Origin of the sequence: Pseudomonas sp. YuFO8 (assembly GCF_035065025.1) — a bacterium.
Classification (GTDB): domain Bacteria; phylum Pseudomonadota; class Gammaproteobacteria; order Pseudomonadales; family Pseudomonadaceae; genus Aquipseudomonas; species Aquipseudomonas putida_AE.
In genome coordinates this window covers 88119-113721 of sequence record NZ_JAXDEQ010000002.1, presented here as the reverse complement: position 1 = coordinate 113721, position 25603 = coordinate 88119, and the positions used below count along the sequence as shown (strand labels likewise).

The following is a 25603-nucleotide window of genomic DNA, read 5'->3' as shown; positions in this document are numbered from 1 at the left end:
TACAGGTGAAATGAGGCTGCGATCTTTTGATCTTAAACAAGATCTGACGACCCATTTCAGTGCATCGCACTCGCCACATCCGCTCCAACCCTCTACCCTGAGGTGATTGGCAGTCTCTGGCCTGCCGCCTCAGGACACTGAGCACCATGTATAAAGATCTGAAATTCCCGGTCCTGATCGTCCATCGCGACATCAAGGCCGACACCGTCGCTGGCGATCGCGTGCGGGGGATCGCCCGGGAACTGGAGCAGGAAGGTTTCAGTATCGTCTCGGCGATGGATTACACCGAAGGCCGGCTGGTTGCCTCGACCCATCACGGGCTCTCCTGCATGCTGATCGCAGCGGAAGACGCCAGCGCTCATTCGCACTTGTTACAAAATATGGCCGAGTTGATCGGGCTGGCGCGGGTGCGTGCCCCGGACCTGCCCATTTTCGCCTTGGGTGAGCAAGTAACCCTGGAAAACGCGCCGGCCGACGCCATGGCCGAGCTCAATCAGTTACGCGGCATTCTCTACCTGTTCGAAGACACCGTGCCTTTCCTCGCCCGCCAGGTGGCGCGGGCCGCTCGCAAGTACCTGGATGGCTTGCTGCCGCCGTTCTTCAAGGCGTTGGTGCAACACACCGCAGATTCCAACTATTCCTGGCACACCCCCGGCCATGGTGGTGGGGTGGCGTATCACAAAAGCCCGGTAGGGCAGGCGTTCCACCAGTTTTTCGGGGAAAACACCCTGCGTTCGGATTTATCGGTATCGGTGCCGGAACTGGGCTCGCTACTGGATCACACAGGGCCCCTGGCCGAGGCGGAGGCGCGTGCGGCGCGTAACTTCGGTGCCGATCACACCTTCTTCGTGATCAATGGCACCTCGACCGCGAACAAGATCGTCTGGCACTCCATGGTCGCGCGCGACGACCTGGTGCTGGTGGACCGCAATTGCCACAAGTCGGTGCTGCATTCGATCATCATGACCGGTGCCATCCCGCTGTACCTGTGCCCGGAGCGCAATGAGCTGGGGATCATCGGCCCGATTCCGCTGAGCGAATTCAGCCGCGAATCGATCCAGTCCAAGATCGACGCCAGTCCGTTGACCCGGGGCCGGGCGCCAAAGGTCAAGCTGGCGGTGGTGACCAATTCGACGTACGACGGCCTCTGCTACAACGCCGAGCTGATCAAGCAGCAGTTGGGCAACAGTGTCGAGGTGTTGCACTTTGACGAGGCCTGGTATGCCTACGCGGCGTTCCATGAATTCTTCGCCGGGCGCTACGGCATGGGTACTTCCCGCAGTGAAGACAGTCCACTGGTGTTCACCACCCATTCCACGCACAAGCTGCTGGCAGCCTTCAGCCAGGCGTCGATGATTCATGTGCAGGACGGTGGCGCCCGGCAGCTGGACCGCGATCGTTTCAACGAAGCTTTCATGATGCACATCTCCACGTCGCCGCAGTACGGCATCATCGCTTCGCTGGATGTGGCGTCGGCGATGATGGAGGGCGGGGCCGGGCGTTCGCTGTTGCAGGAAATGTTCGACGAGGCCCTGAGTTTTCGCCGGGCGCTGGCCAATCTGCGCCAGCACATCGCCGCCGACGATTGGTGGTTTTCCATCTGGCAGCCGCCGTCGGTGGAAGGCATCGACCGGGTGGTGACCGAGGACTGGCTGTTGCAACCGGGGGATGACTGGCACGGCTTTGGCGAGGTGAGCGACGATTATGTCCTGCTCGATCCGATCAAGGTCAGCCTGGTGATGCCGGGCCTGACCGCGGGCGGTGCGCTTAGCGAACGCGGAATCCCGGCGGCGGTAGTCAGCAAGTTTCTCTGGGAGCGCGGGCTGGTGGTCGAAAAGACCGGGCTGTATTCGTTCCTTGTGTTGTTCTCGATGGGCATCACCAAGGGCAAGTGGAGCACGCTGCTCACCGAGTTGCTGGAGTTCAAGCGCAGCTACGACGCCAACGTCAGTCTGGCCAGTTGCCTGCCCTGTGTGGCTCAGCAGCACGGCGCGCGCTATCTGGGCATGGGCTTGCGTGACCTGTGCGATCAGCTGCACGCCTGTTACCGCAGCAATGCCACGGCCAAACATCTCAAGCGCATGTACACGGTTCTGCCGCAAATCGCCATGAAGCCGGCGGACGCCTATGATCATCTGGTGCGTGGCGAAGTTGAAGCGGTGTCGATCGATGCCCTGGAAGGGCGCATCGCTGCCGTCATGCTGGTACCGTACCCGCCGGGCATTCCGTTGATCATGCCCGGCGAGCGATTTACCGAAGCGACCCGCTCGATCATCGACTACCTGGCGTTTGCTCGCACGTTCGACAGCAGCTTCCCGGGTTTCGTCGCAGATGTGCACGGATTGCAACACGAAGACGAGGGCAATGGACGGCACTACACCGTCGATTGCATCAAGGAATGAGGACCTTTCCCAGTATGCAACCGGTCATGAATCCGAATTACCCAGGGCTGTCGGTGCGAGTCGCCGACGAGGGCTTTGCCGCTTACATCTGGGGCAGTGATTTCAGTTTTGAAGTCGCCGCCTACGGTGCTCCTGAAATAGGCCAGCCGGTGGAGCAGTGGCGGGTCACGCCGATCATCCCGTATCGCAAGTGCTATGGCATCGATCCGGAGGAGTTCAGCAGCTTTCGCGATGCCGCCGACAGTGCGATTTTCATGGCGTACCTGGACGATGAGCCTGTGGGCCACCTGGTGATCAGCACCAACTGGAACGGCTTTGCCCACATCGACGAACTGGCGGTGCACGCACCGGCCAGGCGCCACGGCGTGGCCAAGGCGTTGCTGGATGTCGCGCAGTTCTGGAGTCGCAAGAAGAAACTGCCGGGCATCATGCTCGAAACCCAGAACAATAACCTGGGCGCCTGCCGGCTTTACGAGCGTTGCGGCTACGTGATCGGCGGTATCGACCATCTGCGTTATCGCGGCATTGATCCCAATACCGCCGAAGTGGCGCTGTTCTGGTACCGATTCTTCGACAACCCGCTGGAACACCCGATCAGTTCGCCAACATCGCCGCGGCTTGTTCCGTGATGATCGCCAGCAACGCCTGAATGGCCGGCCCGGGCTCGCCGTTCTTCAGGGTCAAGGCGTAGAGGCTGACCGGCACGGCCGGTGCCAGCGGGCAGACATCGAGCCCGGCCCCTTTGGCGCCGAGGGCGGTAAAGGGGTCGACAATGGCCAAGCCTTCACCGGCCTCGACCATGCTGCGCATCATCTGGTGAGTCTGCACCCGGGTTTGTATGACCGGCGCCGGCCGCAGCGCATGCAGTTTGTGTTCAAGCGCCGGGCTGAGCGGGTCATGTCCTTCCAGGCCCACCATTGCCTGACCGGCCAGGTCCTGCAGCGAGATGTACTTCTGCTTGGGTTGCAGCCAGCCGTGGGGGGCGAGCAGCTGCAGCTTGCCTTGGGCGATCGGCTGGCAATGAATATCGGCATGCTCGGGATCGTGCAGGCTCAGGCCGAGGTCGCTTTCGCGCAGCAACAGGCTTCGGACGATATCGCGGGTGGGTTGGCTCAGGAGCGTGCAGGGCGCGTCGGGCAGGCGCCGGCGCAGGGCGGCGATGCTTTGCGGCAACAAGTGCTGGGCCAGGGGCGGGGTGCAGATGATGCGCAGCGGCGGGGCCAGGTATTGCCGCAGGCTGTTGGCCAGGCGTTGCACCGGTTCGAGGGCATCGTAGAGGCGGGTGATTTCGACCTGCAACTCCCGCGCCTCACGCGTGGCCTGCAAACGCCCGCGAACGCTGGCGAACAGCATGAAACCCAACTGATCCTCGGCGTCGCGCAGGATGCGTTCGACTTCGGCCACCGGCAACTGCAGCCATTCGGCGGCGGTGCCCAGGTGACCGGTCTGCAGGAGCGCCTGGATCACTTCGATATGGCGTAAGCGCATGCGTGAAGTCCATGTTCAGCAGGTGAGGAGTCAGTGTCTGAATCCTAACCCAAGTCTGCGCATCTGCCTTCTGCTCATAACACCGGGTTATGAAACGACGTTTACCGGTTCGCGGGTGATGGTCACGCCCGATTGCACCAGCATGAATTCGTTTTCATCGAGCTTGTTCACGCGATCGCCAATGGCCAGCTTGTACGTGGTGACAGGCGTCGAGCCTGCGTAGCCGTCTGCCGGCGGGGTGGATTCCTGGAACTCATGTACGGAATAAATGCGGCCTTCCGCGTCTCTTGCATGGAACTGACCGACGAGTACTGCTGCCATCTGCTTAGAACCTCTGGAGATAAATCACTCAATGTGCGGTGGATAGACCGCCACTGAGCACGGTAAGTTTTCCTACGTAAAAAAAATATAATCAGGACGCAGATATACCCATGTTCATTGGTCGAACCGTCGCCTGATCATCTATAACTACAGGCTCCTCCCACGGACAATCGAGAGTCTTCCATGAGCAATGTCTATAACGTCGCCGTAGTGGTCGGCAGCCTGCGCAAAGCATCGATCAACCGCAAGGTCGCCCTCGCGCTGGCGGATCTGGCGCCGGCCAACCTCAAGCTGGAAATCGTCGAAATCGGTGATTTGCCACTGTACAACGAAGACATCGATGGTGCTTCACCGCCGGCAGCCTACAGTACTTTCCGACAACAAGTCAGTTCATCCGACGCAGTGCTGTTCGTCACCCCGGAATACAACCGTTCGGTGCCGGCCCCGTTGAAAAATGCCATCGACGTGGGTTCGCGGCCTTATGGCAAGAGTGCCTGGAGTGGCAAGCCGGGTGCGGTGATCAGTGTTTCCCCGGGTGCGGTCGGTGGATTCGGGGCCAATCACAACTTGCGCCAGTCCATGGTGTTTCTCGATGTGCCATTGATGCAGCAGCCTGAAGCCTACCTGGGCGGCGCCGGTTCCGCGTTCGACGAGGCGGGCAACCTGTCTGAATCCGTCAGGCCGTTCCTGCAGAAATTCATCGATGCCTACGGCAAGTGGGTTGAACAGCACAAGAAGCTTTGATGCTTTGGATTACGTAGCGCTGGCCAGTCGGCCACAGATCAGCGTTTCCATTTCCGACAACCATGCGGCGGTTTGCGCCGCCGCAGGTTGTGCAGTAACGCAATAACGCCGTCCGCCCCAGGCCATGATGACCCACGCATCGATGGTTGTCTGTGAGGGCTGAACAGGCAAGTCGCTACAGGCGGCGAGCGCTTCGCCCCATTTGCGTGACAGTTCTTCGAACACCCTTCGATGGTGTTTCGGCTCGGCGATCTGGTGTTCGATGAGCGAAACGGCATGGTTGAACAGGGGCTGGCGGTCGTCGACGGGATTGCAGGTCATGTAGATCAGGCGTTTGATCCGGGTCGGCCAGTCCAGGTCATTGGCTTGTACCACCGATTCATCCATGTGCTGTAACAGGGCATCCAGTTGATGCCGTATGTAACCGGACAGCAGCGCCTCCTTGCTCGGGAAATAGTCGTACAGCGTGCCAACCGCAACGCCTGCTTCCAGTGCCACTTCCCGGGTGGTCAGACCGGCCCAGCCATTTCTTTGCCAAATCCGAACAAAAGCCTGGTAAATCGCTTCGACGGTGAAAATCGCCCGGGCCTGACTCGGCCGTTTCAGCGGTTTTGCCCGGGGATTGACGGCGGGCTCGCCGCCCTTGGAGTTTCCGAACCCGCTCTTCATTGGCTGCCATTACTCTGGTGCTACCCGCCACGTTTGCGCAGCAGGAGACTGAAAGATGCAAAGTCCAATTACCGTAACACGGCTGATCACCCGTAAAAACGCCCTTGACCAAAGCCGGATCGAGCAGGTGCAACGAAGCCTGGTCCCGGCAGCCGGCGAGGTGATCCTGAAGATTGACCGTTGCGCGCTGACGACCAACAACATTACCTACGCCGCCTATGGCCATTCGATGAACTACTGGGGGTTCTTTCCTACAGGGTTGGCGGAATGGGGCCATGTGCCTGCCTGGGGATTCGCCGATGTCGTGGCGTCTGATGTGGCTGGCATCAAGGTCGGGGAGCGGTTCTACGGGTACTTTCCCCTGGCCAGCCATCTGTGGATGCGCCCGGAGCGGGTCACCGAACGTGGTTTCTACGACGGTGCCGAACATCGACTCGGGTTGACCTCGGCGTACAACCAATACACCCGTTGCAGTTGGGATGCGTACTACAGCCCGAAAACCGAAAACCTGCAGATTCTGCTCAAGCCGCTGTTCCTGACCTCTTCCATGCTTGCGGACTTCTTGCAGGACAAGCAGTTCTTCGGAGCAGCCCGGCTGGTGTTCTCCAGCGCTTCGAGCAAAACTGCCTATGGCACCGCAGTCTGCCTGGGCGATCATCCCGGGCTGGAACGGGTAGCGCTGACCTCTGCCGGCAACAAATCCTTTGTCGAGACCCTTGGGTGCTACGAGCGAGTGGTGTCTTACGCCGAGCTGGCGAACCTGCCCAATGACCGTCCTACGCTGTATGTGGATTTTTCCGGCGACCTTGATTTGCGTGACCGGGTGCACCGGCATTTTGCCGGACGGTTGGTCTATAGCTGCTTTGCCGGCTCGGCGCAAAGTACCGATGAGGCTCGGCTTACGGCCATCGAGGGGCCGCAACCGGTGTTCTTTTTTGCGCCGATTCAGATCCGCAAGCGCAATGCCGAATGGGGGCCGGAAGGGGTGAGTCAGCATATTGGTGAGGGATTGCTGCAGTTTTTCCGGAAGGTGACGGGTGGTGAGCCGCCGTTGTTGGAGGTGGTGGAAGGTCATGGGTATGAAGCGGCGCAGGCGCTTATTTCCCGTTTGTTTCATGGAGAGGTCGCGCCGGTGGAGGGGCATGTGATTAGGTTGTGACCAGGTTGACCCCATCGCCAGCAGGCTGGCTCCCACAGGGGAATGCATTTCAAATGTGGGAGCCAGCCTGCTGGCGATGGGGCCAGTTGAATCAGCAAAAAACTCAACCCTGCCCCGGCACATTCGGCCAAAGATCGGCCACCAGAAACAACCGCTCCGCTTCTTCCCAGTCACCCAGGGCATTTTCCGTAAGACGCACCAGCAATTGCGCCGGCGCCAGAGGCTCCAGTTCGCTCAGCCAGGCATTGAGCTGTTCAGCGCCCCACGTCTGCTCCCCGGGGTAGTGCGCCGGTGCCAGCCAGGCATGGCGGGGCAGGGGTTGCCAGCGGCCGGGCGGGCTCTGGGCGAAAAACGCCGGCCAGTCCTTTTGATGCAGCCAGCGACCGCGCAAGTGCTGGGGATGCGCGCCACTGGGCGATGATGCCTGTCCCGGCCAGGGATAAAGCAAATAGCCGCCCAGCCACAAATGCGCATTGAACTGGCGGATATCCAGCGCCGCCAGCACCTCGCGACTCTCCGGGCGCGCGGAGATTGGCAGTTGGTGCTGGCTCAGGTGCGCCAGTTTGCGGTCCAGCCGATCGTGGCAACCCGGACCGAGCCACTGCGCGGCGTCTTGTCCGTCGCCGTTCTGCGGGCCGAGGTACAACTTGATCGCCAGTTCCAGGTGATGCACGCCGTCGCGATCGCGCAGCAGCATGTCCAGCTCGCCCAGGGTGTGACCCTCGCGACGGATCGGCATGTTGGCGGCAATCAACTCGATCCCCGGCGCATGCTGCACGGCGAACTGCCAGAGTCGCTCATAATAAAGGCCCAGGCGGCGGGTACGGGCCTGGGCCAGCCAGTGCAGCAAGCCGTAACTGTCCCGGTCGAGTTTTCGCAGCCAGTTTTCCAGTAGTTGCGGGGCCTGCACCCAGTCGCTGCCGGCCAGCGGATGACGTTGTGGCCAGGGCGTGGCGCTGAGCATCGGCGGGGCGAGGATGACCCACGCCAGGTCGCGCACTTCGGGGTGGCGCAACTGGTGGGGTAACTGCAGCAAATCTGGAAATAGGATCATCTTGCGAGCATAGCCCGAATCGCGGGCACACCTTGAAGCTGAAAGGATTTTGTCTATCCCGTGCTTTCGCCCATAATCGTGCTTTTCGCCGTCACAGAGCTTAGGGGCCCCATGGAGCAATTTCGCAATATCGGCATCATCGGTCGCCTGGGCAGTTCCCAGGTGCTGGATACCGTACGCCGACTGAAACGTTTTCTGCTCGATCGTCACCTGCACGTGATCCTCGAAGACACCATTGCCGAAGTCCTGCCGGGCCACGGTTTGCAAACCTCGTCGCGCAAGATGCTCGGTGAGGTCTGCGACATGGTCATCGTGGTGGGCGGTGATGGCAGCCTGCTGGGCGCGGCCCGTGCCCTGGCCAAGCACAATATCCCGGTGCTTGGCATCAACCGCGGCAGCCTGGGGTTTCTCACCGACATCCGCCCCGATGAGCTGGAAACCAAGGTCGCCGAAGTGCTTGACGGCCACTATCTGGTGGAAAACCGCTTTCTGCTGCAGGCCGAAGTTCGCCGCCACGCCGAAGCCATTGGCCAGGGCGATGCCCTGAACGATGTGGTGCTGCACCCCGGCAAATCGACACGCATGATCGAGTTCGAACTGTACATCGACGGCCAGTTCGTCTGCAGCCAGAAAGCCGACGGCCTGATCGTCGCCACGCCCACCGGTTCCACGGCCTATGCGCTCTCGGCCGGTGGCCCGATCATGCATCCCAAGCTCGACGCTATTGTGATTGTGCCGATGTACCCCCATACCTTGTCAGGCCGGCCGATTGTGGTCGATGGCAACAGTGAGCTGAAAATCGTCGTGTCCAAGGATATGCAGATTTACCCGCAAGTCTCGTGTGACGGGCAGAACCACTTTACCTGTGCGCCCGGCGACACCATCACCGTGAGCAAAAAGGCGCAGAAGTTGCGGCTGATCCACCCGCTCGATCACAACTACTATGAAGTGTGCCGGACCAAGCTCGGCTGGGGCAGCCGGTTGGGTGGTGGAGGCGACTGATGCTCGATCCCGCGCGTAGCTACGACCTGATCGGTGACGTGCACGGTTGCGCTCTGACCCTTGAGCACTTGCTCGACCGGCTCGGTTACCACAAGCAAGCGGGCGTCTGGCGCCATGCCTCGCGCATGGCGGTGTTCGTCGGCGACATCATCGACCGCGGTCCGCGGATTCGCGAGGCGCTGCACATCGTCCATGACATGGTCGAGGCCGGCCAGGCGCTGTGCATCATGGGCAACCACGAATTCAATGCCCTGGGCTGGGTCACCCCGGCGCTGCCTGGCAGCGGCAAGCAGTTCGTGCGCGAACACACCCCTCGCCATGCGCGCCTGCTGCACGAGACCCTGACCCAGTTCGAACACCATCCGGCGGACTGGCATGACTTCCAGCAGTGGTTCTATGAACTGCCGCTGTTCGTCGATGCCGGACGCTTCCGGGTGGTGCATGCCTGTTGGGACGCCGGCTTGATCGAGCCGCTGCGGGCCTTGTTCCCCGATGGCTGTGTCGATGAGCACTTCCTCCAGTCCTCGGCCGTGCCCGGCAGTTTCGCCTGCACCGTGTTTGACCGCCTGTTGCGCGGCACCGACATGCGCCTGCCCCATGGCCTGACCATGACCAGCGGCGACGGCCTGACCCGCGCGTTCTTCCGCACGAAATTCTGGGAAGAGGATCCGCAAACCTACGGAGACATCGTGTTCCAACCCGACGCCTTGCCCGACCCGGTGGCCCGCACGCCACTGTCGTCCACCGAGAAAAACACGCTGTTGCGCTACGGCATCGACGAACCGTTGCTGTTCGTCGGCCATTACTGGCGCAGCGGCAAACCGGCACCGATTCGTCCGAACCTGGCGTGCCTGGACTACAGTGCGGTGCTCTACGGAAAACTGGTGGCCTATCGCCTGGACCAGGAAACCCGGCTCGATCCGCACAAGTTTGTCTGGGTCGATGTCGAGCGACCGGAGGTGCTGCAATGAGCAAGATCGCAGTCTTGCGCCTGCCGCTGGCGGTGGACCTGAGCGGTTTCGTCAAGTTGCTGCAACGCATGCAGGTGCCGCATAGGGTCAGCGAGGAAGCGGGCGAGCAGGTGCTGTGGGTGCCGGAAAACATCAGCCACGACGTGCGGGTGCTGTACGAACGATATCCCGAGGGCGATCCGGAGCAGAAACTCGACATTCCGGTGGCACAGACGATGCGTCGAGCGGACTTCGCCGACCAGCTGCGCCATGGCAAAGCCACGGCAACGGTGCTGCTGTTGAGCCTGATCGTCGGCGCGCTGACGCTGCTGGGCGATAACCTGACGACATTGCGCTGGTTGACCTTTCTCGATTTTCGCGTGGTCGGCGAGTACATCCATTTCGTGCCATTGGCCGACAGCCTGGCGGCGGGGCAGTGGTGGCGCCTGGTGACACCGATGCTGATCCACTTCGGCATCCTGCACCTGGCCATGAACGGCATGTGGTATTGGGAGCTGGGGCGGCGCATCGAGTCGCGCCAGGGCAGTATCAACCTGATCGGTCTGACCTTGCTGTTCAGCCTCGTGTCCAACTATGCCCAGTATGTTTTCAGCGGCCCGACCCTGTTTGGCGGCTTGTCCGGCGTGCTGTACGGCCTGCTCGGGCACTGCTGGATCTTTCAGGTCCTGTCGCCGAACAGCGCCTATCGCCTGCCCCGCGGGGTGTTGGCGATGATGCTGATATGGTTGCTGCTGTGCCTGTCCGGGCTGGTCTCGATGATCGGCTTCGGCGAAATTGCCAACGCGGCCCACGTCGGCGGGTTGCTCGTCGGATGCTTGACCGGCTTGTTGGGTGGTTTGTACAACCGCCGTAAACTGGCCGCCTAAAACTGTTATGTGATTCAAAGAGCGCGGAGACCCAATGTCCTCTTTCAACGAAATGATCAAGAACATCACCCCGGACATCTACCAGAGCCTGAAACTGGCGGTGGAAATCGGTAAATGGTCCGACGGTGGCAAGCTCACCGCCGAACAACGCGAACTGTCGTTGCAGGCGATGATCGCCTGGGAAGTCAAGAACCTGCCTGAAGAAGAGCGTACTGGCTACATGGGCCCGCAGGAATGCAGCTCCAAGTCGATTCAAGTGCCCAATATCCTGTTCAAGTCGGATGCCATCCATTGATCGAGATTGGCCGCGGTGCAATCAGTAAAATGTCGGCGCGCCTGGACGGGCCGAACGTGCAATATGCGTTTCGCCTGGGCGACGTCGAGGTTCCGGTCAATCCGTTGATCGGCACCACGGTGCGCCTGGAATACCTGGGGGCGATTCACTGCACCCATTGCGGACGCAAGACCAAGACCAGTTTCAGCCAGGGTTACTGCTACCCGTGCATGACCAAGCTGGCCCAGTGCGACGTGTGCATCATGAGCCCGGAACGCTGCCATTTCGACGCCGGCACCTGCCGGGAGCCGGAGTGGGGCCAGACGTTCTGCATGACCGATCACATCGTGTACCTGTCGAATTCCTCCGGGGTCAAGGTCGGGATCACCCGCGCCACCCAGTTGCCGACCCGCTGGATCGACCAGGGCGCCAGTCAGGCCTTGCCGATCATGCGCGTCGCGACCCGCCAGCAATCAGGCTTCGTCGAAGACCTGTTCCGCAGCCAGGTCGCCGACAAGACCAACTGGCGCGCCTTGCTCAAGGGCGATGCGGTGTCGGTGGACCTGCCGCAGATCCGTGACCAGTTGTTCGACAGCTGCGCCGAGGGTCTGCAAGGACTGCAGGAACGATTCGGCCTGCAGGCGATCCAGACGATTGCCGACGTCGAACCGCTGGAAATCCGCTTTCCGGTCGAGCAGTATCCGGCGAAGATCGTCAGCTTCAACCTGGACAAGAACCCGATTGCCGAAGGCACGCTGATGGGGATCAAGGGTCAGTACCTGATCTTCGATACCGGCGTGATCAACATTCGTAAATACACGGCTTATCAGCTCGCCGTGCATAGTTAAGGACTCCAGCATGCGCACCGAACAACCGAAGATGATCTACCTCAAGGACTATCAGGCGCCCGAGTACCTGATCGACGAAACGCACCTGACCTTCGAGTTGTTCGAGGACCACAGCCTGGTCCATGCGCAACTGGTGATGCGCCGCAACCCCGAGCGAGGCCCGGGGTTGCCGCCGCTGGTGCTGGATGGCCAGCAGCTGGAATTGCTGTCGGTCACCTTGGCCGACCAGGAGCTTTCTGCAGCCCAGTACCAGCTGACCGAAAATCACCTGACCCTGCAGCCGACCAGCACCACGTTCACGGTCGACACCAGCGTGCGCATCCACCCGGAAACCAATACTGCGCTGGAAGGCCTGTACAAGTCCGGCACGATGTTCTGCACCCAGTGCGAGGCCGAGGGCTTCCGCAAGATCACCTATTACCTCGACCGCCCGGACGTGATGAGCACGTTCACCACCACGGTGGTCGCCGAGCAGCACAGCTATCCGGTGCTGCTGTCCAACGGCAACCCGATTGCCTCGGGGCCTGGTGAAGACGGCCGGCACTGGGCGACCTGGGAAGACCCGTTCAAGAAGCCGGCCTACCTGTTTGCGCTGGTGGCCGGTGATTTGTGGTGCGTCGAAGACAGCTTCACCACCATGAGCCAGCGCTCCGTGGCGCTGCGCATTTATGTCGAGCCGGAAAACATCGACAAGTGCCAGCACGCCATGAACAGCCTGAAGAAGTCCATGCGCTGGGACGAAGAGGTCTACGGTCGCGAGTACGACCTGGACATTTTCATGATCGTCGCCGTGAACGACTTCAACATGGGCGCCATGGAGAACAAGGGGCTCAACATCTTCAACTCCAGCGCCGTGCTGGCCAAGGCCGAAACCGCCACCGACGCCGCGCACCAGCGGGTCGAGGCGATCGTAGCCCACGAATACTTCCACAACTGGTCGGGCAACCGCGTGACCTGCCGCGACTGGTTCCAGTTGTCGCTCAAGGAAGGTTTCACCGTGTTCCGCGATTCCGGCTTCTCCGCCGACATGAACTCGGCCACGGTCAAGCGTATCCAGGACGTGGCGTACCTGCGTACTCACCAGTTCGCCGAAGATGCCGGTCCCATGGCCCACGCGGTGCGTCCAGACAGCTTCATCGAAATCTCCAACTTCTACACCCTGACCGTGTACGAAAAGGGTTCGGAAGTGGTCGGCATGATCCACACCCTGCTGGGCGCCGAAGGCTTCCGTAAAGGCAGCGACCTGTACTTCGAGCGCCATGACGGCCAGGCCGTGACCTGCGATGACTTCATCAAGGCCATGGAAGATGCCAACGGCGTCGACCTGTCCCAGTTCAAGCGCTGGTACAGCCAGGCCGGTACCCCGCGCCTGGTGGTGAGCGAGTCCTACGACGCCGCGGCGAAAACCTACAGCCTGACCTTCCGCCAGAGCTGCCCGGCAACGCCGGACAAGATGGAAAAACTGCCGTTCGTGATTCCGGTCGAACTCGGTCTGCTCGATAGCCAGGGCGGTGAAATGGCCCTGCGTCTTGCCGGTGAAGCGGCGGCGCAAGGCACTTCCCGAGTGATCTCGGTGACCGAAGCCGAGCAGACGTTCACCTTCGTCGACATCGCCGAACAGCCGCTGCCGTCGCTGCTGCGTGGTTTCTCGGCGCCGGTGAAACTGAGCTTCCCGTACAACCGTGACCAACTGATGTTCCTGATGCAGCACGACAGCGACGGCTTCAATCGTTGGGATGCGGGTCAGCAACTGTCGGTGCAGGTGCTGCAGGAACTGATCGCCCAGCAGCAGAAGGGCGAGGCGCTGGTGCTCGATCAGCGTCTGGTTTCGGCCTTGCGTACCGTGCTGTCGGATGAGTCGCTGGACCAGGCGATGGTCGCCGAAATGCTCTCGCTGCCAAGCGAAGCCTACCTGACCGAAATCAGTGAAGTTGCCGATGTCGAGGCGATTCATACCGCCCGCGAGTTTGCCCGCAAGCAACTGGCCGATGCGTTGTTCGAAGGCCTGTGGCTGCGTTACCAGGCCAACCGCGACCTGTCCAAGCAGACCCCCTACGTGGCCGAAGCCGAGCATTTCGCCCGTCGCGCATTGCAGAACATTGCGCTGTCGTACCTGATGCTCAGCGGCAAGCCTGAAGTGCTGGCGGCGACGCTGGAACAGTTCGAGGCCTGCGACAACATGACCGAACGCCTGACTGCGCTTGCCGTACTGGTCAACTCGCCATTCGAAGAACAGAAGGCCAAGGCCCTGGCCAGCTTCGCCGAGCACTTCAAGGACAACCCGTTGGTCATGGACCAGTGGTTCAGCGTCCAGGCCGGCAGTGTGCTGCCCGGTGGCCTGGATCGGGTCAAGGCATTGATGCAGCACCCGGCGTTCAACATCAAGAACCCGAACAAGGTGCGCGCACTGATCGGCGCGTTCGCCGGGCAGAACCTGATCAACTTCCATGCGGCGGATGGTTCCGGGTATCGCTTCCTGGCGGATCTGGTCATTGAGTTGAACGGCTTCAATCCGCAGATTGCGTCCCGGCAGTTGGCGCCTTTGACGCGCTGGCGCAAGTACGATGATGCTCGTCAGGCCTTGATGAAAGGTGAGCTGGAGCGGATTCGGGCTTCGGGGCAACTGTCCAGTGATGTGTTTGAGGTGGTCAGCAAAAGCCTGGCTTGAGGTTGGTCTTGCTCCCGCAGTGTTCCTCGGACCCTGCGGGGGCATATCTCCCGCAGATGTACGCCGATCAACCTGTAGGAGCTGGCTTGCCAGCGATGGCTGCCTTATAGGCGATCCATCTCCCACAGATGTACTGCGATCAAACTGAGGGAGCGAGCCTGCTCGCGAAAAACCCGAGAGCGCCGTGGGGTGTCAGGCTTCCCGCGTCATCGTTGACCTCCATCGCGAGCAAGCTCGCTCCTACAGGTAAGAGCGAAACCATAAGTGGCCGTTACCTGAATAATGGATATGTACACCACCCCCCCAAAAAAAGCGCAATCACCCCACCTGATACCCAATCATTCAGAAATCCCCCATCCCCCTCCGGTTAACAAAACATAACGTGCCGTCGATTGTCAGCCCTTCAAGAACACCGATAGGATAAGCCAGCTTCCGAAGGGGCTCTGGATTGCGGGTTTCAAGACTATGCTTTGAAACAGGTCATCCCGCGAACACCCCTTACGGCGCCCTGAAAGGTTGAACGACCTAACAATAATAATGGGGGAAGGTCTATGAGTGAGCCTGTCATGGGTGTGGGTATCTGCCGCCCGCCGGCATTGCGCAAGTTCGCGTTGCTGGCTACAGCGCTCTCGCTGTTGGGCTGTGCCGTGTGGTCGGCACCGGTGCTGGCCGCTGATGCGCCGGCATCCGACGTTGTTTATTCCGTTGAATCGGCCAAGGCCAGCAAAAGCCTGGTGCTCGATGTCGTGCACGCCGGCAAGCGCCTGGTGGCGGTCGGGGATCGCGGGCACATTCTCTATTCCGATGACCAGGGCGCGACCTGGACCCAGGCCAAGGTGCCAACCCGGCAGCTGCTGACCTCGGTGTTCTTCGTCGATGACAAGCACGGCTGGGCCGTCGGTCATGACGCGCAGATCCTCGCCAGCGAGGACGGCGGTAGTACCTGGACCAAGCAATTCGAAGATCTCAAACGCGAATCGCCGCTGCTCGACGTCTGGTTCCAGGACGCCAGCAACGGCTTTGCCGTGGGTGCCTACGGGGCGCTGATGGCCACCACCGACGGCGGGAAAAACTGGGAAGACGTCAGCGATCGCCTGGACAACGAAGACCAGTTCCACCTCAACGCCATCACCGCAGTCAAGGATGCCGGGCTGTTCATCGTCGGCGAGCAGGGCAGCATGTTCCGCTCGGCCGATTGGGGCCAGACCTGGGAAAAGCTCGAAGGCCCGTATGAAGGTTCGCTGTTCGGTGTGATTGGCACCGCGCAACCCAACACGCTGTTGGCCTATGGCCTGCGCGGCAATCTGTACCGCTCCACCGATTTCGGCAGCAACTGGGAAAAAGTCGAGCTCAAGGCTGAGCGCGGTGACCTGGAGTTCGGTCTGTCCGGCGCGACCTTGCTTGACGATGGTTCGATCGTGATCGTTGGCAACGGCGGATCGGTGATCAGCAGCAGCGACAACGGTGAAACCTTCAGCGTGTTCAACCGTCGCGATCGTATCTCGCTGTCGTCGGTGGTCGCCGCAGGCAATGGCAATCTGATTCTGGCTGGACAGGGCGGCGTTCGCGCCACTTCGCCAAACGGCGCAGAGCTGGGCAAATGAGCCGGGTTAATAATAAGAAGGCGCAGCTATGACTTCCTTAAGCACACCTCATCAGGACAAGGCGACGTTTCTTGAGCGCCTGATCTTCAACAACCGCCCGGCAGTCATCACGATCTGCCTGCTGGTGAGTATTTTCCTGTTCTGGCAGGCGACGCTGATCCGGCCGTCCACCAGCTTTGAAAAAATGATCCCGCTCGAGCATCCATTCATTCAAAAGATGATGGAGCACCGCAACGATCTGGCAAACCTGGGCAACACCGTACGCATTTCCGTGGAAGCCACTGACGGCGACATCTTCTCCAAGGAGTACATGGAGACTCTGCGCCAGATCAACGACGAGGTGTTCTACATCTCCGGCGTCGATCGCTCCGGCCTCAAGTCGCTGTGGAGTCCGAGCATTCGCTGGACGGAAGTGACGGAGGAGGGTTTCGCTGGCGGTGAAGTGATCCCGCAGAGCTACAACGGCTCCCAGCAAAGCCTCGACCTGTTGCGCAACAACGTGCTCAAGTCCGGGCAGGTCGGGCGGTTGGTGGCCAACGACTTCAAATCGAGCATCGTCGACATCCCGCTGCTGGAGTCCTACCCGGACCCGCAGGACCAGGGCAAGCTGCTGGCGCTGGACTACCGCCAGTTTTCCCATGAGCTTGAAGACAAGATCCGCGACAAGTTCGAAGCCCAGAACCCGAACGTGAAGATCCACATCGTCGGTTTCGCCAAGAAAGTCGGCGACCTGATCGACGGCCTGGTGATGGTGGTGATGTTCTTCGGCATCGCCTTCGTCATCACCCTGATCCTCCTGCTGTGGTTCACCAACTGCCTGCGCAGTACCGTCGCCGTGTTGAGCACGACGCTGGTGGCGGTGATCTGGCAGCTGGGGTTGATGCACTTCTTCGGCTTCGGGCTCGACCCGTACTCGATGCTGGTGCCGTTCCTGATCTTCGCCATCGGTATTTCCCATGGTGTGCAGAAGATCAACGGTATCGCCCTGCAATCGAGCGAGGCGGAAAACGCCCTGACTGCCGCGCGACGTACGTTCCGCCAACTGTTCCTGCCGGGGATGATCGCGATCCTCGCCGATGCCGTGGGCTTCATCACGCTGCTGATCATCGACATCGGTGTGATTCGCGAGCTGGCCATCGGCGCTTCCATCGGTGTGGCAGTGATCGTGTTCACCAACCTGATCCTGTTGCCGGTGGCGATTTCCTACGTCGGCATCAGTAAGCGCGCGGTCGAACGCAGCAAGAAAGACGCGGTGCGTGAGCATCCGTTCTGGCGCCTGCTGTCGAACTTTGCCAGCGCCAAAGTTGCACCGGTGTCCATTCTCCTGGCGCTGGTCGCCTTCGGTGGCGGCCTGTGGTACAGCCAGAACCTGAAAATCGGTGACCTCGACCAGGGTGCGCCGGAGCTGCGCCCGGACTCGCGCTACAACAAGGACAACAACTTCATCATCAGCAACTACTCCACCAGTTCCGACGTGTTGGTGGTGATGGTCAAGACCAAGTCCGAAGGCTGCTCGCGCTACGAAGCCATGGCGCCGATCGACGAGCTGATGTGGAAGATGCAGAACACCGAGGGCGTGCAGTCGGCGATTTCCCTGGTGACCGTGTCCAAGCAGATGATCAAGGGCATGAACGAGGGCAACCTGAAATGGGAAACCCTGTCGCGTAACCCGGACGTGTTGAACAACTCCATCGCCCGTGCCGATGGCCTGTACAACAACAGCTGTTCATTGGCGCCGGTGCTGGTGTTCCTCAACGATCACAAGGCCGAAACCCTGGATCGCGCGGTGCATGCGGTGCAGGAGTTCGCCAAGGAGCACAACACCGAAAACCTGGAGTTCATCCTGGCGGCCGGTAACGCGGGGATCGAGGCAGCCACCAACGAAGTGATCAAGAAGTCCGAGCTGACCATCCTGATCCTGGTGTATATCTGCGTCGCGGTCATGTGCATGATCACCTTCCGTTCCTGGGCGGCGACCCTGTGCATCGTGTTGCCACTGGTGCTGACTTCGGTGCTGGGCAACGCCCTGATGGCCTTCATGGGCATCGGCGTGAAAGTCGCGACCCTGCCGGTGGTAGCGCTGGGTGTGGGGATTGGCGTGGACTACGGCATCTACATCTACAGCCGCCTGGAAAGCTTCCTGCGTGCGGGCCTGCCGTTGCAGGAGGCGTACTACCAGACGCTGAAATCCACCGGCAAGGCCGTGCTGTTCACCGGTTTGTGCCTGGCGATCGGCGTGTGCACCTGGATCTTCTCGGCCATCAAGTTCCAGGCTGACATGGGCCTGATGCTGACCTTCATGCTGCTGTGGAACATGTTCGGTGCATTGTGGCTGCTGCCGGCACTGGCGCGGTTCCTGATCAAGCCGGAGAAGCTGGCGGGGCAGAAAGGCAATTCGCTGTTTGCTCACTGATCCAGGGCCAGAAACACAAAAGCCGTAGCCTCAGGGTTGCGGCTTTTTTACATCTAAAATTCACACCAGACCCCTGTAGGAGCTGGCAAGCCAGCTCCTACAGGGGATCGCGTTTTATGAGGGATCGCTGCCTAGCACCACATTCAACGCACTGCGCGCATCATCGAGCTGCACCAGCGTCGCATGCCGCGCGCCCAACGCATCGCGGTTCTCGATCGCCGTGAGTATCGCCTTGTGCCGTGGCAGCGCCAGTTCATGCAGGTTCGGCCGCTGGTTGGAATGCTTCAATGCTTCGGCAATCGCCACCGACAGCATGTTGCACAGGTTGGCCAGCAAGTCGTTATGGGTCGCATCAGCGATGCGGCTATGAAAATCCAGGTCCGGTTGCAGCAGGGCTTCGGGCGTCGGCGCGGCCTCCATGCGTTGGTAGGCTTCACCGATGGAGGCGATATCCGCGTCGGTGGCGAACTGCGCGGCGAGGGCGGCGGCGGCCGGTTCGATGATGCTGCGCACACTGGTCAGCAGGTCGAAGAACTGGTTCTGCGGGCTGCTTTGCATCAGCCAATGCAGGACGTCCGGGTCGAGCATGTGCCATTCCTTGCGCGGCTTGACCACGGTGCCGACCCGCGGACGGGAGTACACCAGGCCTTTGGCGACCAGGACCCGGGTGGCTTCGCGCAACACTGGCCGGCTGACGGCATATTCCTCACAGAGCAGGGCCTCGGCAGGCAGTTTGTCGTCCGGCAGGAAACGTCCGGAGACGATCTGCATGCCCAGTTCCTGGACGATGCGCGAGTGCATGCTTTTGCGGTCGGAGGGTTTGCGGTAATCCATGGGGAACGGCGCGGTCCTGGGCGATGGAGATGGCGGGCATGATAGCAGGCGTGGGGAGTGACGGTCGCTAGCACCGGGTTTTGACTGGCGCAGAACGACTGTAGGAGCTGGCTTGCCAGCGAAGAGGCCCTGACAGCAAACATTAGGGTTGACTGTCAGGCCGCCTTCGCTGGCAAGCCAGCTCCTACAGGGGGCGGTGGTGTCAGTGAGAATGGCGGGGTACTTCGGCCCCACGGCAACCGACCAGGAAGTCAAAGTCGCAACCCTGATCCGCCTGCAACACATGGTCGATGTACAGCTGACGGTAACCGCCCACCAGCAATTGCTGCGGTGGTTGCAAGTCAGCCATGCGCGCCGCCAGTTCAGCATCCGGAATATCCAGGTGCAACCGGCCGCTGGCGCAGTCCAGCTCGATCCAGTCACCTTCCTTCACCGCCGCCAAAGGCCCACCGGCTGCGGCTTCCGGTGCCACGTGCAGGACCACCGTGCCATACGCGGTACCGCTCATGCGTGCATCGGAAATGCGCACCATGTCGGTCACGCCCTGGGCCAGCAGCTTGGCCGGCAGGCCCATGTTGCCGACTTCGGCCATGCCCGGATAACCCTTGGGCCCGCAGTTTTTCATGACCAGGATCGAATTGGCATCCACGTCCAGTTCCGGATCGTTAATGCGCGCCTTGTACATGTCGAAGTTCTCGAACACCACCGCACGCCCGCGGTGTTGCATCAGCTCGGCACTGGCGGCGGAGGGCTTGAGCACCGCGCCCAGTGGTGCCAGGTTGCCGCGCAGTACACAGATCCCGCCGTCGGCGCGGATCGGGTTGTCGAGGGTACGGATCACTTCGTCCTCGCCATAGATCGGCGCGTCCCTGGTGTTCTCGCCGATGGATTTGCCGTTGACGGTCAAGGCGTTCGGGTTCGGGATCAGGTTGGCTTCGCCGAGACGGCGTAGTACCGCTGGCAAGCCACCGGCGTAGTAGAACTCTTCCATCAGGAAACGTCCGGACGGTTGCAGGTCGACGATGGTCGGCATGCCGCGACCGATGCGGGTCCAGTCGTCCAGGTCCAGCTCCACGCCGATGCGCCCGGCGATGGCCTTGAGGTGAATCACGGCGTTGGTCGAACCGCCAATGGCGGCGTTGACCCGGATGGCGTTTTCGAAAGCTTCCTTGGTCAGGATCTTCGACAGCTTCAAATCCTCCCGGACCATTTCCACGGCACGCATGCCGGACATGTGCGCCAACACATAACGTCGCGCATCGACAGCGGGAATCGCCGCGTTGTGGGGCAGGGAAGTGCCCAATGCTTCGGCCATGCAGGCCATGGTCGAGGCGGTGCCCATGGTGTTGCAGGTACCGGCCGAGCGGGACATGCCGCCCTCGGCCGCAAGGAAGTCATCGATGGTGATGGTGCCGGCCTTGACCTGCTCGCTGAGCTGCCAGACCACGGTGCCGGAGCCGATGTCCTTGCCTTTGTGCTTGCCGTTGAGCATCGGCCCGCCGGTGACGACGATCGCCGGCACGTCGCAGCTGGCCGCGCCCATCAGCAAGGCCGGGGTGGTCTTGTCACAACCGGTCAGCAGCACCACGCCGTCGATGGGGTTGCCGCGAATCGCTTCTTCGACGTCCATGCTCGCCAGGTTGCGGGTGAGCATGGCGGTCGGGCGCAGGTTGGATTCACCGTTGGAGAACACCGGGAACTCCACCGGGAAGCCCCCGGCCTCGATCACTCCGCGTTTGACGTGTTCCGCGATCTGGCGGAAATGCGCGTTGCACGGGGTCAGTTCCGACCAGGTGTTGCAGATGCCGATGATCGGCTTGCCATGGAACTGGTGGTCGGCGATGCCCTGATTCTTCATCCAGCTGCGGTACATGAAGCCGTTCTTGTCGGCGGTGCCAAACCATTGGGCGGAGCGCAGGGTGGGTTTCTTATCAGACATGATCGATTCTCTTATTGTATGACTATATTGTTCGAGCTGAAGCGTAACATATGCGCAAATTCGTCTATTTGGAAGTGTTGTTGGGTAAATAGTATTACTATATAGTCGTTTTCAGCGGAGGGATGGCCCTGACGGTTTGCCGTGAGAGGCGTCCCCCGAGGTTCTATAACAACAACAATCGGAGACCGATCTCATGAGCCAGGAACTGCGGCTGATACGTCGCATCACGCTGAAACTGATTCCCTTCCTGATCCTGCTGTACCTGATCGCCTATGTGGATCGCTCCGCCGTAGGTTTCGCCAAGCTGCACATGGGCGCCGACATCGGCCTGGGCGATGCGGCGTACGGGCTGGGCGCAGGGCTGTTCTTCATTGGCTATTTCCTCCTGGAAATCCCCAGCAACCTGATGCTTGACCGCTTTGGCGCGCGGCGCTGGTTCGCGCGGATCATGGTCACCTGGGGCGCCATCACCATCGGCATGGCATTCGTCCAGGGGCCGAACAGCTTCTACCTGATGCGCTTTCTGCTTGGCGCGGCGGAAGCCGGGTTCTTTCCAGGCGTCCTCTACTACATCACCCAGTGGTTCCCGGTACGCCATCGCGGCAAGATCCTGGGCCTGTTCATTCTGTCCCAACCCATCGCGATGATGATCACCGGACCTATATCCGGTGGTTTGCTGGGCATGGAAGGGGGGTTCGGCCTGCATGGCTGGCAGTGGCTGTTCATCGTCATCGGCACCCCGGCGATCCTGCTGACCTGGCCGGTGCTGCGCTGGCTGCCGGATGGCCCGCAACAGGTGAAGTGGATGGACCAGGCGGAGAAGGACTGGCTCAGTGGCGAGCTGAAAAAGGACCTCGAGCAGTATGGCCAGACCCGTCACGGCAATCCGCTGCACGCCCTGAAGGACAAACGCGTGTTGCTGCTGGCGCTGTTCTACCTGCCGGTGACCCTGAGCATCTATGGCCTGGGCCTGTGGCTGCCGACCTTGATCAAGCAGTTCGGCGGCACTGATCTGGTGACCGGGTTCGTGTCATCGGTGCCGTACATCTTCGGGATCGTTGGTTTGCTGATCATCCCGCGCAGCTCCGATCGATTGAATGATCGGTATGGCCACCTGGCCGCTCTGTACGTGCTCGGTGCCATCGGCCTGTTCTTCAGTGCCTGGCTCTCGGTGCCGGTGTTGCAACTGGCGGCGCTGTGCCTGGTGGCGTTCTCGCTGTTTTCCTGCACGGCGATTTTCTGGACCTTGCCCGGTCGCTTCTTTGCTGGCGCGAGTGCGGCGGCGGGCATTGCCCTGATCAACTCGGTGGGCAACCTCGGCGGCTACATCGGCCCGTTCGTGATCGGCGCGCTCAAGGAGTACACCGGCAACCTCGCGTCGGGGCTGTATTTCCTGTCCTGCGTGATGCTGTTCGGCCTGGTGTTGACCGGCGTGGTGTATCGCCTGCTGGAGCGCAAGCATGTGTTGCCGGTGGATGAGTTTGCCGCCAGTGCGCGTGGGGCTACCCGTACCTGACACAAAAATCTGGCAATCACCACCACCCCTGTAGGAGCTGGCTTGCCAGCGATGGCGATCTATCTGACACATTGACGGTGAATGTGCCGCCGCTTTCGCTGGCAAGCCAGCTCCTACCGGGGGGGCGGTGTTTTCAAGTAAATGGAGAAAATTCATGCGTTTGGTTCAGTTCGAATTGAGTAACGGCGAACGCCGCGTAGGCGTGGTCGAGGAAGGTCTGGTCCGTGAAGTGCAAGACGCCCGCACGGTGCGCGACCTGGCGCTGGCGGCGATCGAGGCGGGGGTCAATCTTGAGCAGCAGGTGCAGAGCCTCGGGTTGGGCATCAGCCATGACTACGCCGTGCTGCTGGCGCAACTGCGCATCCTGCCGCCGCTGGATCATCCGGACCCGGCGCACATGCTGGTCAGTGGCACCGGCCTGACTCACCTGGGCAGCGCGTCGGCCCGGGACAAGATGCACCAGCAGGCCGGTGATGAAGCTTCGATGACCGACACCATGCGCATCTTCAAGTGGGGCGTGGAGGGTGGCAAACCCGCGGCAGGCCAGGCGGGGGTCCAGCCGGAATGGTTCTACAAGGGCGACGGCAGCATTGTCGTACGCCCGGGCCAGCCGTTCCCGCTGCCACCCTTTGCCGAAGACGCCGGTGAAGAGCCTGAACTCAGCGGCCTCTACGTCATCGGTCACGACGGCAAGCCGTACCGCCTCGGTTTTGCCGTGGGCAACGAGTTTTCCGATCACGTCATGGAGCGCAAGAACTACCTGTACCTGGCCCACTCGAAACTGCGCAGTTGCAGCTATGGACCGGAGCTGCGGGTGGGCGAGCTGCCGCAACACCTGGCCGGTACCAGCCGTATCCTGCGCGATGGCCAGGTGCTGTGGCAGAACGAGTTCCTCAGCGGTGAGGCCAACATGTGCCACAGCCTGGCCAACCTCGAGTTCCACCATTTCAAGTACAGCCAGTTCCTGCGTCCGGGCGATGTGCACATCCACTTCTTCGGCACCGCGACCCTGTCGTTCGCCGATGGCATTCGCACGCAACCGGGCGATGTGTTCGAGATCAGCCAGGAAGAATTTGGCGCGCCGTTGATCAATGGCATCGCGCCTGTCGATGCGGCTTTCGAACCCGGCACCGTCGGCTCACTTTAAGGAGTTACCTATGATCCTTGGTCACAACTACATCGGCGGCCAGCGCAGTGCGTTGGGCAGCGTGACATTGCACAGCGTCGACGCCGAAACCGGCGAGGCGTTGCCCCATGCTTTCATCCAGGCCACCCCGGAAGAAGTCGATGCCGCCGCCAAGGCTGCCGCTGCAGCGTACCCGGCTTATCGCACCTTGAGTGCAGAGCGGCGCGCACAATTTCTCGACGCTATCGCCGATGAACTGGATGCGCTGGGGGATGAGTTCGTAAGCGTGGTGTGCCGCGAAACCGCGCTGCCTGCCGCACGGATTATCGGTGAGCGTGGCCGCACCAGCGGCCAGATGCGCCTGTTCGCCGCTGTGCTGCGGCGTGGCGACTTCTACGGCGCGCGCATCGACCAGGCCCTGCCTGAGCGTCAACCGTTGCCGCGTCCGGACCTGCGTCAGTACCGTATCGGGCTCGGACCGGTGGCGGTGTTCGGGGCCAGCAACTTTCCCTTGGCGTTCTCCACCGCCGGTGGCGACACCGCGTCGGCCCTGGCCGCCGGTTGCCCGGTGGTGTTCAAGGCCCATGGCGGCCACATGGCCACGGCCGAGCAGGTGGCCGATGCGATCATTCGCGCGGCACAGAAAACCGCGATGCCGGCCGGCGTGTTCAACATGATCTACGGCGGCGGGGTGGGTGAAGCGCTGGTCAAGCATCCGGCCATCCAGGCGGTGGGCTTTACCGGTTCGCTCAAGGGTGGTCGAGCCTTGTGCGACATGGCCGCCGCGCGTCCGCAACCGATCCCGGTGTTTGCCGAAATGTCCAGCATCAACCCGGTGATCGTGCTGCCCCAGGCGTTGCAGGCGCGCACGGAAACCATCGCCCGTGGCCTGTCGGCTTCGGTGGTCCAGGGTTGCGGCCAGTTCTGCACCAACCCTGGCCTGGTGATCGGCATCCGTTCGCCGCAGTTCACCGCCTTCCTCCAGCTACTGGCCGACATGATGGCCGACCAACCGGCGCAGACCATGCTCAACGCCGGGACCCTGGGCAGCTATGCCAAGGGCTTGCAAACATCGCTCGATCATCCTCGGATCGAACACCTGGCGGGCGATGCGCAACAGGGGCGGCAGGCGCAGCCGCAGCTGTTCAAGGCCGACGTCAACCTGCTGATCGATGGCGACGAGGTGCTGCAAGCGGAAGTGTTCGGCCCCACCACCGTGGTGGTCGAAGTGGCGGATCAGGCACAACTGAGCGCCGCGCTGCACGGCCTGCATGGTCAGCTGACCGCGACCATCATCGGCGAGCAGGCGGATTTCGAGCAGTTCAGCGAGCTGACCGGGTTGCTGGAGCAGAAGGTCGGGCGAATCCTGCTCAATGGTTATCCCACCGGGGTGGAGGTGTGTGATTCGATGGTCCATGGCGGGCCGTATCCGGCGACGTCGGATGCGCGCGGCACGTCGGTGGGCACCCTGGCCATCGACCGTTTCCTGCGCCCGGTGTGTTTCCAGAACTATCCGGATAGCCTGTTGCCGGATGCGCTGAAAAACAGCAATCCGCTGGGTATCCAGCGCCTGGTGGATGGCCAACCGTCCCGCGAGGCGATCTGACCCCCCTGTGGGAGCGAGCTTGCTCGCGATGGACTTAAGGGCACCGCGTATAGCCAGAAAACACGCGTAATCGTTAACGACCATCGCGAGCAAGCTCGC

The 25603-nt window shown here is 61.3% G+C and carries 21 protein-coding genes and 1 pseudogene; 15 read left to right on the top strand and 7 right to left on the bottom strand.

Annotation, left to right across the window (positions count from 1 at the left end; translation table 11 throughout):
- Positions 1 to 146 precede the first annotated feature (146 nt).
- A complete protein-coding gene (locus tag SOP95_RS02295; protein WP_323605852.1) occupies positions 147 to 2402 on the top strand; it encodes an Orn/Lys/Arg decarboxylase N-terminal domain-containing protein in 2256 nt (751 codons plus the stop codon).
- A gap of 14 nt (positions 2403 to 2416) precedes the next feature.
- Positions 2417 to 3031, top strand: coding sequence for a GNAT family N-acetyltransferase (locus tag SOP95_RS02290; RefSeq protein WP_274077008.1), 615 nt, complete (start codon positions 2417 to 2419; stop codon positions 3029 to 3031).
- Here SOP95_RS02290 and SOP95_RS02285 read toward each other — a convergent pair.
- On the bottom strand, positions 2997 to 3890 hold the full coding sequence (locus tag SOP95_RS02285) for a LysR family transcriptional regulator (RefSeq protein WP_323605849.1): 894 nt from the start codon (positions 3888 to 3890) through the stop codon (positions 2997 to 2999). The two genes, SOP95_RS02290 and SOP95_RS02285, sit on opposite strands and share 35 nt — an antisense overlap.
- A gap of 87 nt (positions 3891 to 3977) precedes the next feature.
- On the bottom strand, positions 3978 to 4211 hold the full coding sequence (locus SOP95_RS02280) for a hypothetical protein (RefSeq protein WP_274077006.1): 234 nt from the start codon (positions 4209 to 4211) through the stop codon (positions 3978 to 3980).
- Between the two features lie 183 nt (positions 4212 to 4394).
- On the opposite strand from SOP95_RS02280, the gene SOP95_RS02275 reads away from it, so the two are divergent.
- Positions 4395 to 4955 carry an NADPH-dependent FMN reductase gene (locus tag SOP95_RS02275; protein WP_274077005.1) on the top strand — a complete coding sequence of 187 codons (561 nt, stop codon included), beginning with the start codon at positions 4395 to 4397 and terminating at the stop codon, positions 4953 to 4955.
- Positions 4956 to 4964: 9 nt separating this feature from the next.
- Here the strand turns inward: SOP95_RS02275 and SOP95_RS02270 are convergent, their stop codons facing one another.
- Positions 4965 to 5624 carry a TetR/AcrR family transcriptional regulator gene (locus SOP95_RS02270; protein WP_323605846.1) on the bottom strand — a complete coding sequence of 220 codons (660 nt, stop codon included), beginning with the start codon at positions 5622 to 5624 and terminating at the stop codon, positions 4965 to 4967.
- A gap of 55 nt (positions 5625 to 5679) precedes the next feature.
- On the opposite strand from SOP95_RS02270, the gene SOP95_RS02265 reads away from it, so the two are divergent.
- Positions 5680 to 6783 carry a DUF2855 family protein gene (locus tag SOP95_RS02265; RefSeq protein WP_323605844.1) on the top strand — a complete coding sequence of 368 codons (1104 nt, stop codon included), beginning with the start codon at positions 5680 to 5682 and terminating at the stop codon, positions 6781 to 6783.
- Positions 6784 to 6886: 103 nt separating this feature from the next.
- Here the strand turns inward: SOP95_RS02265 and SOP95_RS02260 are convergent, their stop codons facing one another.
- On the bottom strand, positions 6887 to 7837 hold the full coding sequence (locus SOP95_RS02260) for a DUF1853 family protein (protein WP_323605843.1): 951 nt from the start codon (positions 7835 to 7837) through the stop codon (positions 6887 to 6889).
- Between the two features lie 111 nt (positions 7838 to 7948).
- Here SOP95_RS02260 and SOP95_RS02255 point away from each other — a divergent pair, with 111 nt between their 5' ends.
- The 6 genes from SOP95_RS02255 to pepN are packed head-to-tail and all read left to right on the top strand — an operon-like array spanning position 7949 to position 14466.
- Positions 7949 to 8839, top strand: coding sequence for an NAD(+) kinase (locus SOP95_RS02255; protein WP_274077001.1), 891 nt, complete (start codon positions 7949 to 7951; stop codon positions 8837 to 8839).
- On the top strand, positions 8839 to 9810 hold the full coding sequence (locus SOP95_RS02250; RefSeq protein WP_274077000.1) for a metallophosphoesterase: 972 nt from the start codon (positions 8839 to 8841) through the stop codon (positions 9808 to 9810). The genes SOP95_RS02255 and SOP95_RS02250 overlap by 1 nt, the downstream gene beginning before the upstream one ends.
- On the top strand, positions 9807 to 10676 hold the full coding sequence (locus SOP95_RS02245) for a rhomboid family intramembrane serine protease (protein ID WP_323605841.1): 870 nt from the start codon (positions 9807 to 9809) through the stop codon (positions 10674 to 10676). The genes SOP95_RS02250 and SOP95_RS02245 overlap by 4 nt, the downstream gene beginning before the upstream one ends.
- A gap of 34 nt (positions 10677 to 10710) precedes the next feature.
- Entirely contained in the window at positions 10711 to 10971 is a 261-nt protein-coding gene (locus tag SOP95_RS02240; RefSeq protein ID WP_274076998.1) for a YeaC family protein, read from the top strand.
- Positions 10968 to 11798, top strand: a complete 831-nt coding sequence (locus tag SOP95_RS02235; protein WP_274076997.1) for a DUF2797 domain-containing protein — start codon at positions 10968 to 10970, stop codon at positions 11796 to 11798. Before SOP95_RS02240 ends, SOP95_RS02235 begins: the two co-directional genes overlap by 4 nt.
- Before the next feature lie 10 nt (positions 11799 to 11808).
- Entirely contained in the window at positions 11809 to 14466 is a 2658-nt protein-coding gene (pepN, locus tag SOP95_RS02230; RefSeq protein WP_274076996.1) for an aminopeptidase N, read from the top strand.
- Positions 14467 to 14608: 142 nt separating this feature from the next.
- Here the strand turns inward: pepN and SOP95_RS02225 are convergent.
- Positions 14609 to 14728 (bottom strand): annotated as a pseudogene (locus tag SOP95_RS02225) (outer membrane lipoprotein carrier protein LolA); the annotation flags it as partial.
- A gap of 289 nt (positions 14729 to 15017) precedes the next feature.
- Here SOP95_RS02225 and SOP95_RS02220 point away from each other — a divergent pair.
- Entirely contained in the window at positions 15018 to 16070 is a 1053-nt protein-coding gene (locus tag SOP95_RS02220; RefSeq protein ID WP_323605840.1) for a YCF48-related protein, read from the top strand.
- Between the two features lie 28 nt (positions 16071 to 16098).
- Positions 16099 to 18483 (top strand): efflux RND transporter permease subunit, encoded by a 2385-nt coding sequence (locus SOP95_RS02215; protein ID WP_323605838.1) that lies wholly within the window; start codon positions 16099 to 16101, stop codon positions 18481 to 18483.
- Positions 18484 to 18597: 114 nt separating this feature from the next.
- Here SOP95_RS02215 and SOP95_RS02210 read toward each other — a convergent pair whose 3' ends face one another.
- A complete protein-coding gene (locus SOP95_RS02210) occupies positions 18598 to 19317 on the bottom strand; it encodes a FadR/GntR family transcriptional regulator (protein WP_323605836.1) in 720 nt (239 codons plus the stop codon).
- A 202-nt stretch (positions 19318 to 19519) separates the two neighbouring features.
- Positions 19520 to 21256, bottom strand: coding sequence for an IlvD/Edd family dehydratase (locus SOP95_RS02205; protein ID WP_166620189.1), 1737 nt, complete (start codon positions 21254 to 21256; stop codon positions 19520 to 19522).
- Positions 21257 to 21449: 193 nt separating this feature from the next.
- Between SOP95_RS02205 and SOP95_RS02200 the strand changes: the two genes are divergently transcribed.
- From SOP95_RS02200 to SOP95_RS02190, 3 genes are all read left to right on the top strand, one after another.
- Positions 21450 to 22772: an MFS transporter gene (locus SOP95_RS02200; RefSeq protein WP_323605833.1), complete on the top strand. Its 1323-nt coding sequence runs from the start codon at positions 21450 to 21452 to the stop codon at positions 22770 to 22772.
- 154 nt (positions 22773 to 22926) lie between these two features.
- Complete coding sequence (araD1, locus tag SOP95_RS02195; protein ID WP_323605831.1) at positions 22927 to 23919, top strand: AraD1 family protein; 993 nt, start codon at positions 22927 to 22929, stop codon at positions 23917 to 23919.
- A gap of 10 nt (positions 23920 to 23929) precedes the next feature.
- Positions 23930 to 25504, top strand: a complete 1575-nt coding sequence (locus tag SOP95_RS02190; protein ID WP_442967712.1) for an aldehyde dehydrogenase (NADP(+)) — start codon at positions 23930 to 23932, stop codon at positions 25502 to 25504.
- Positions 25505 to 25603: the final 99 nt, after the last annotated feature.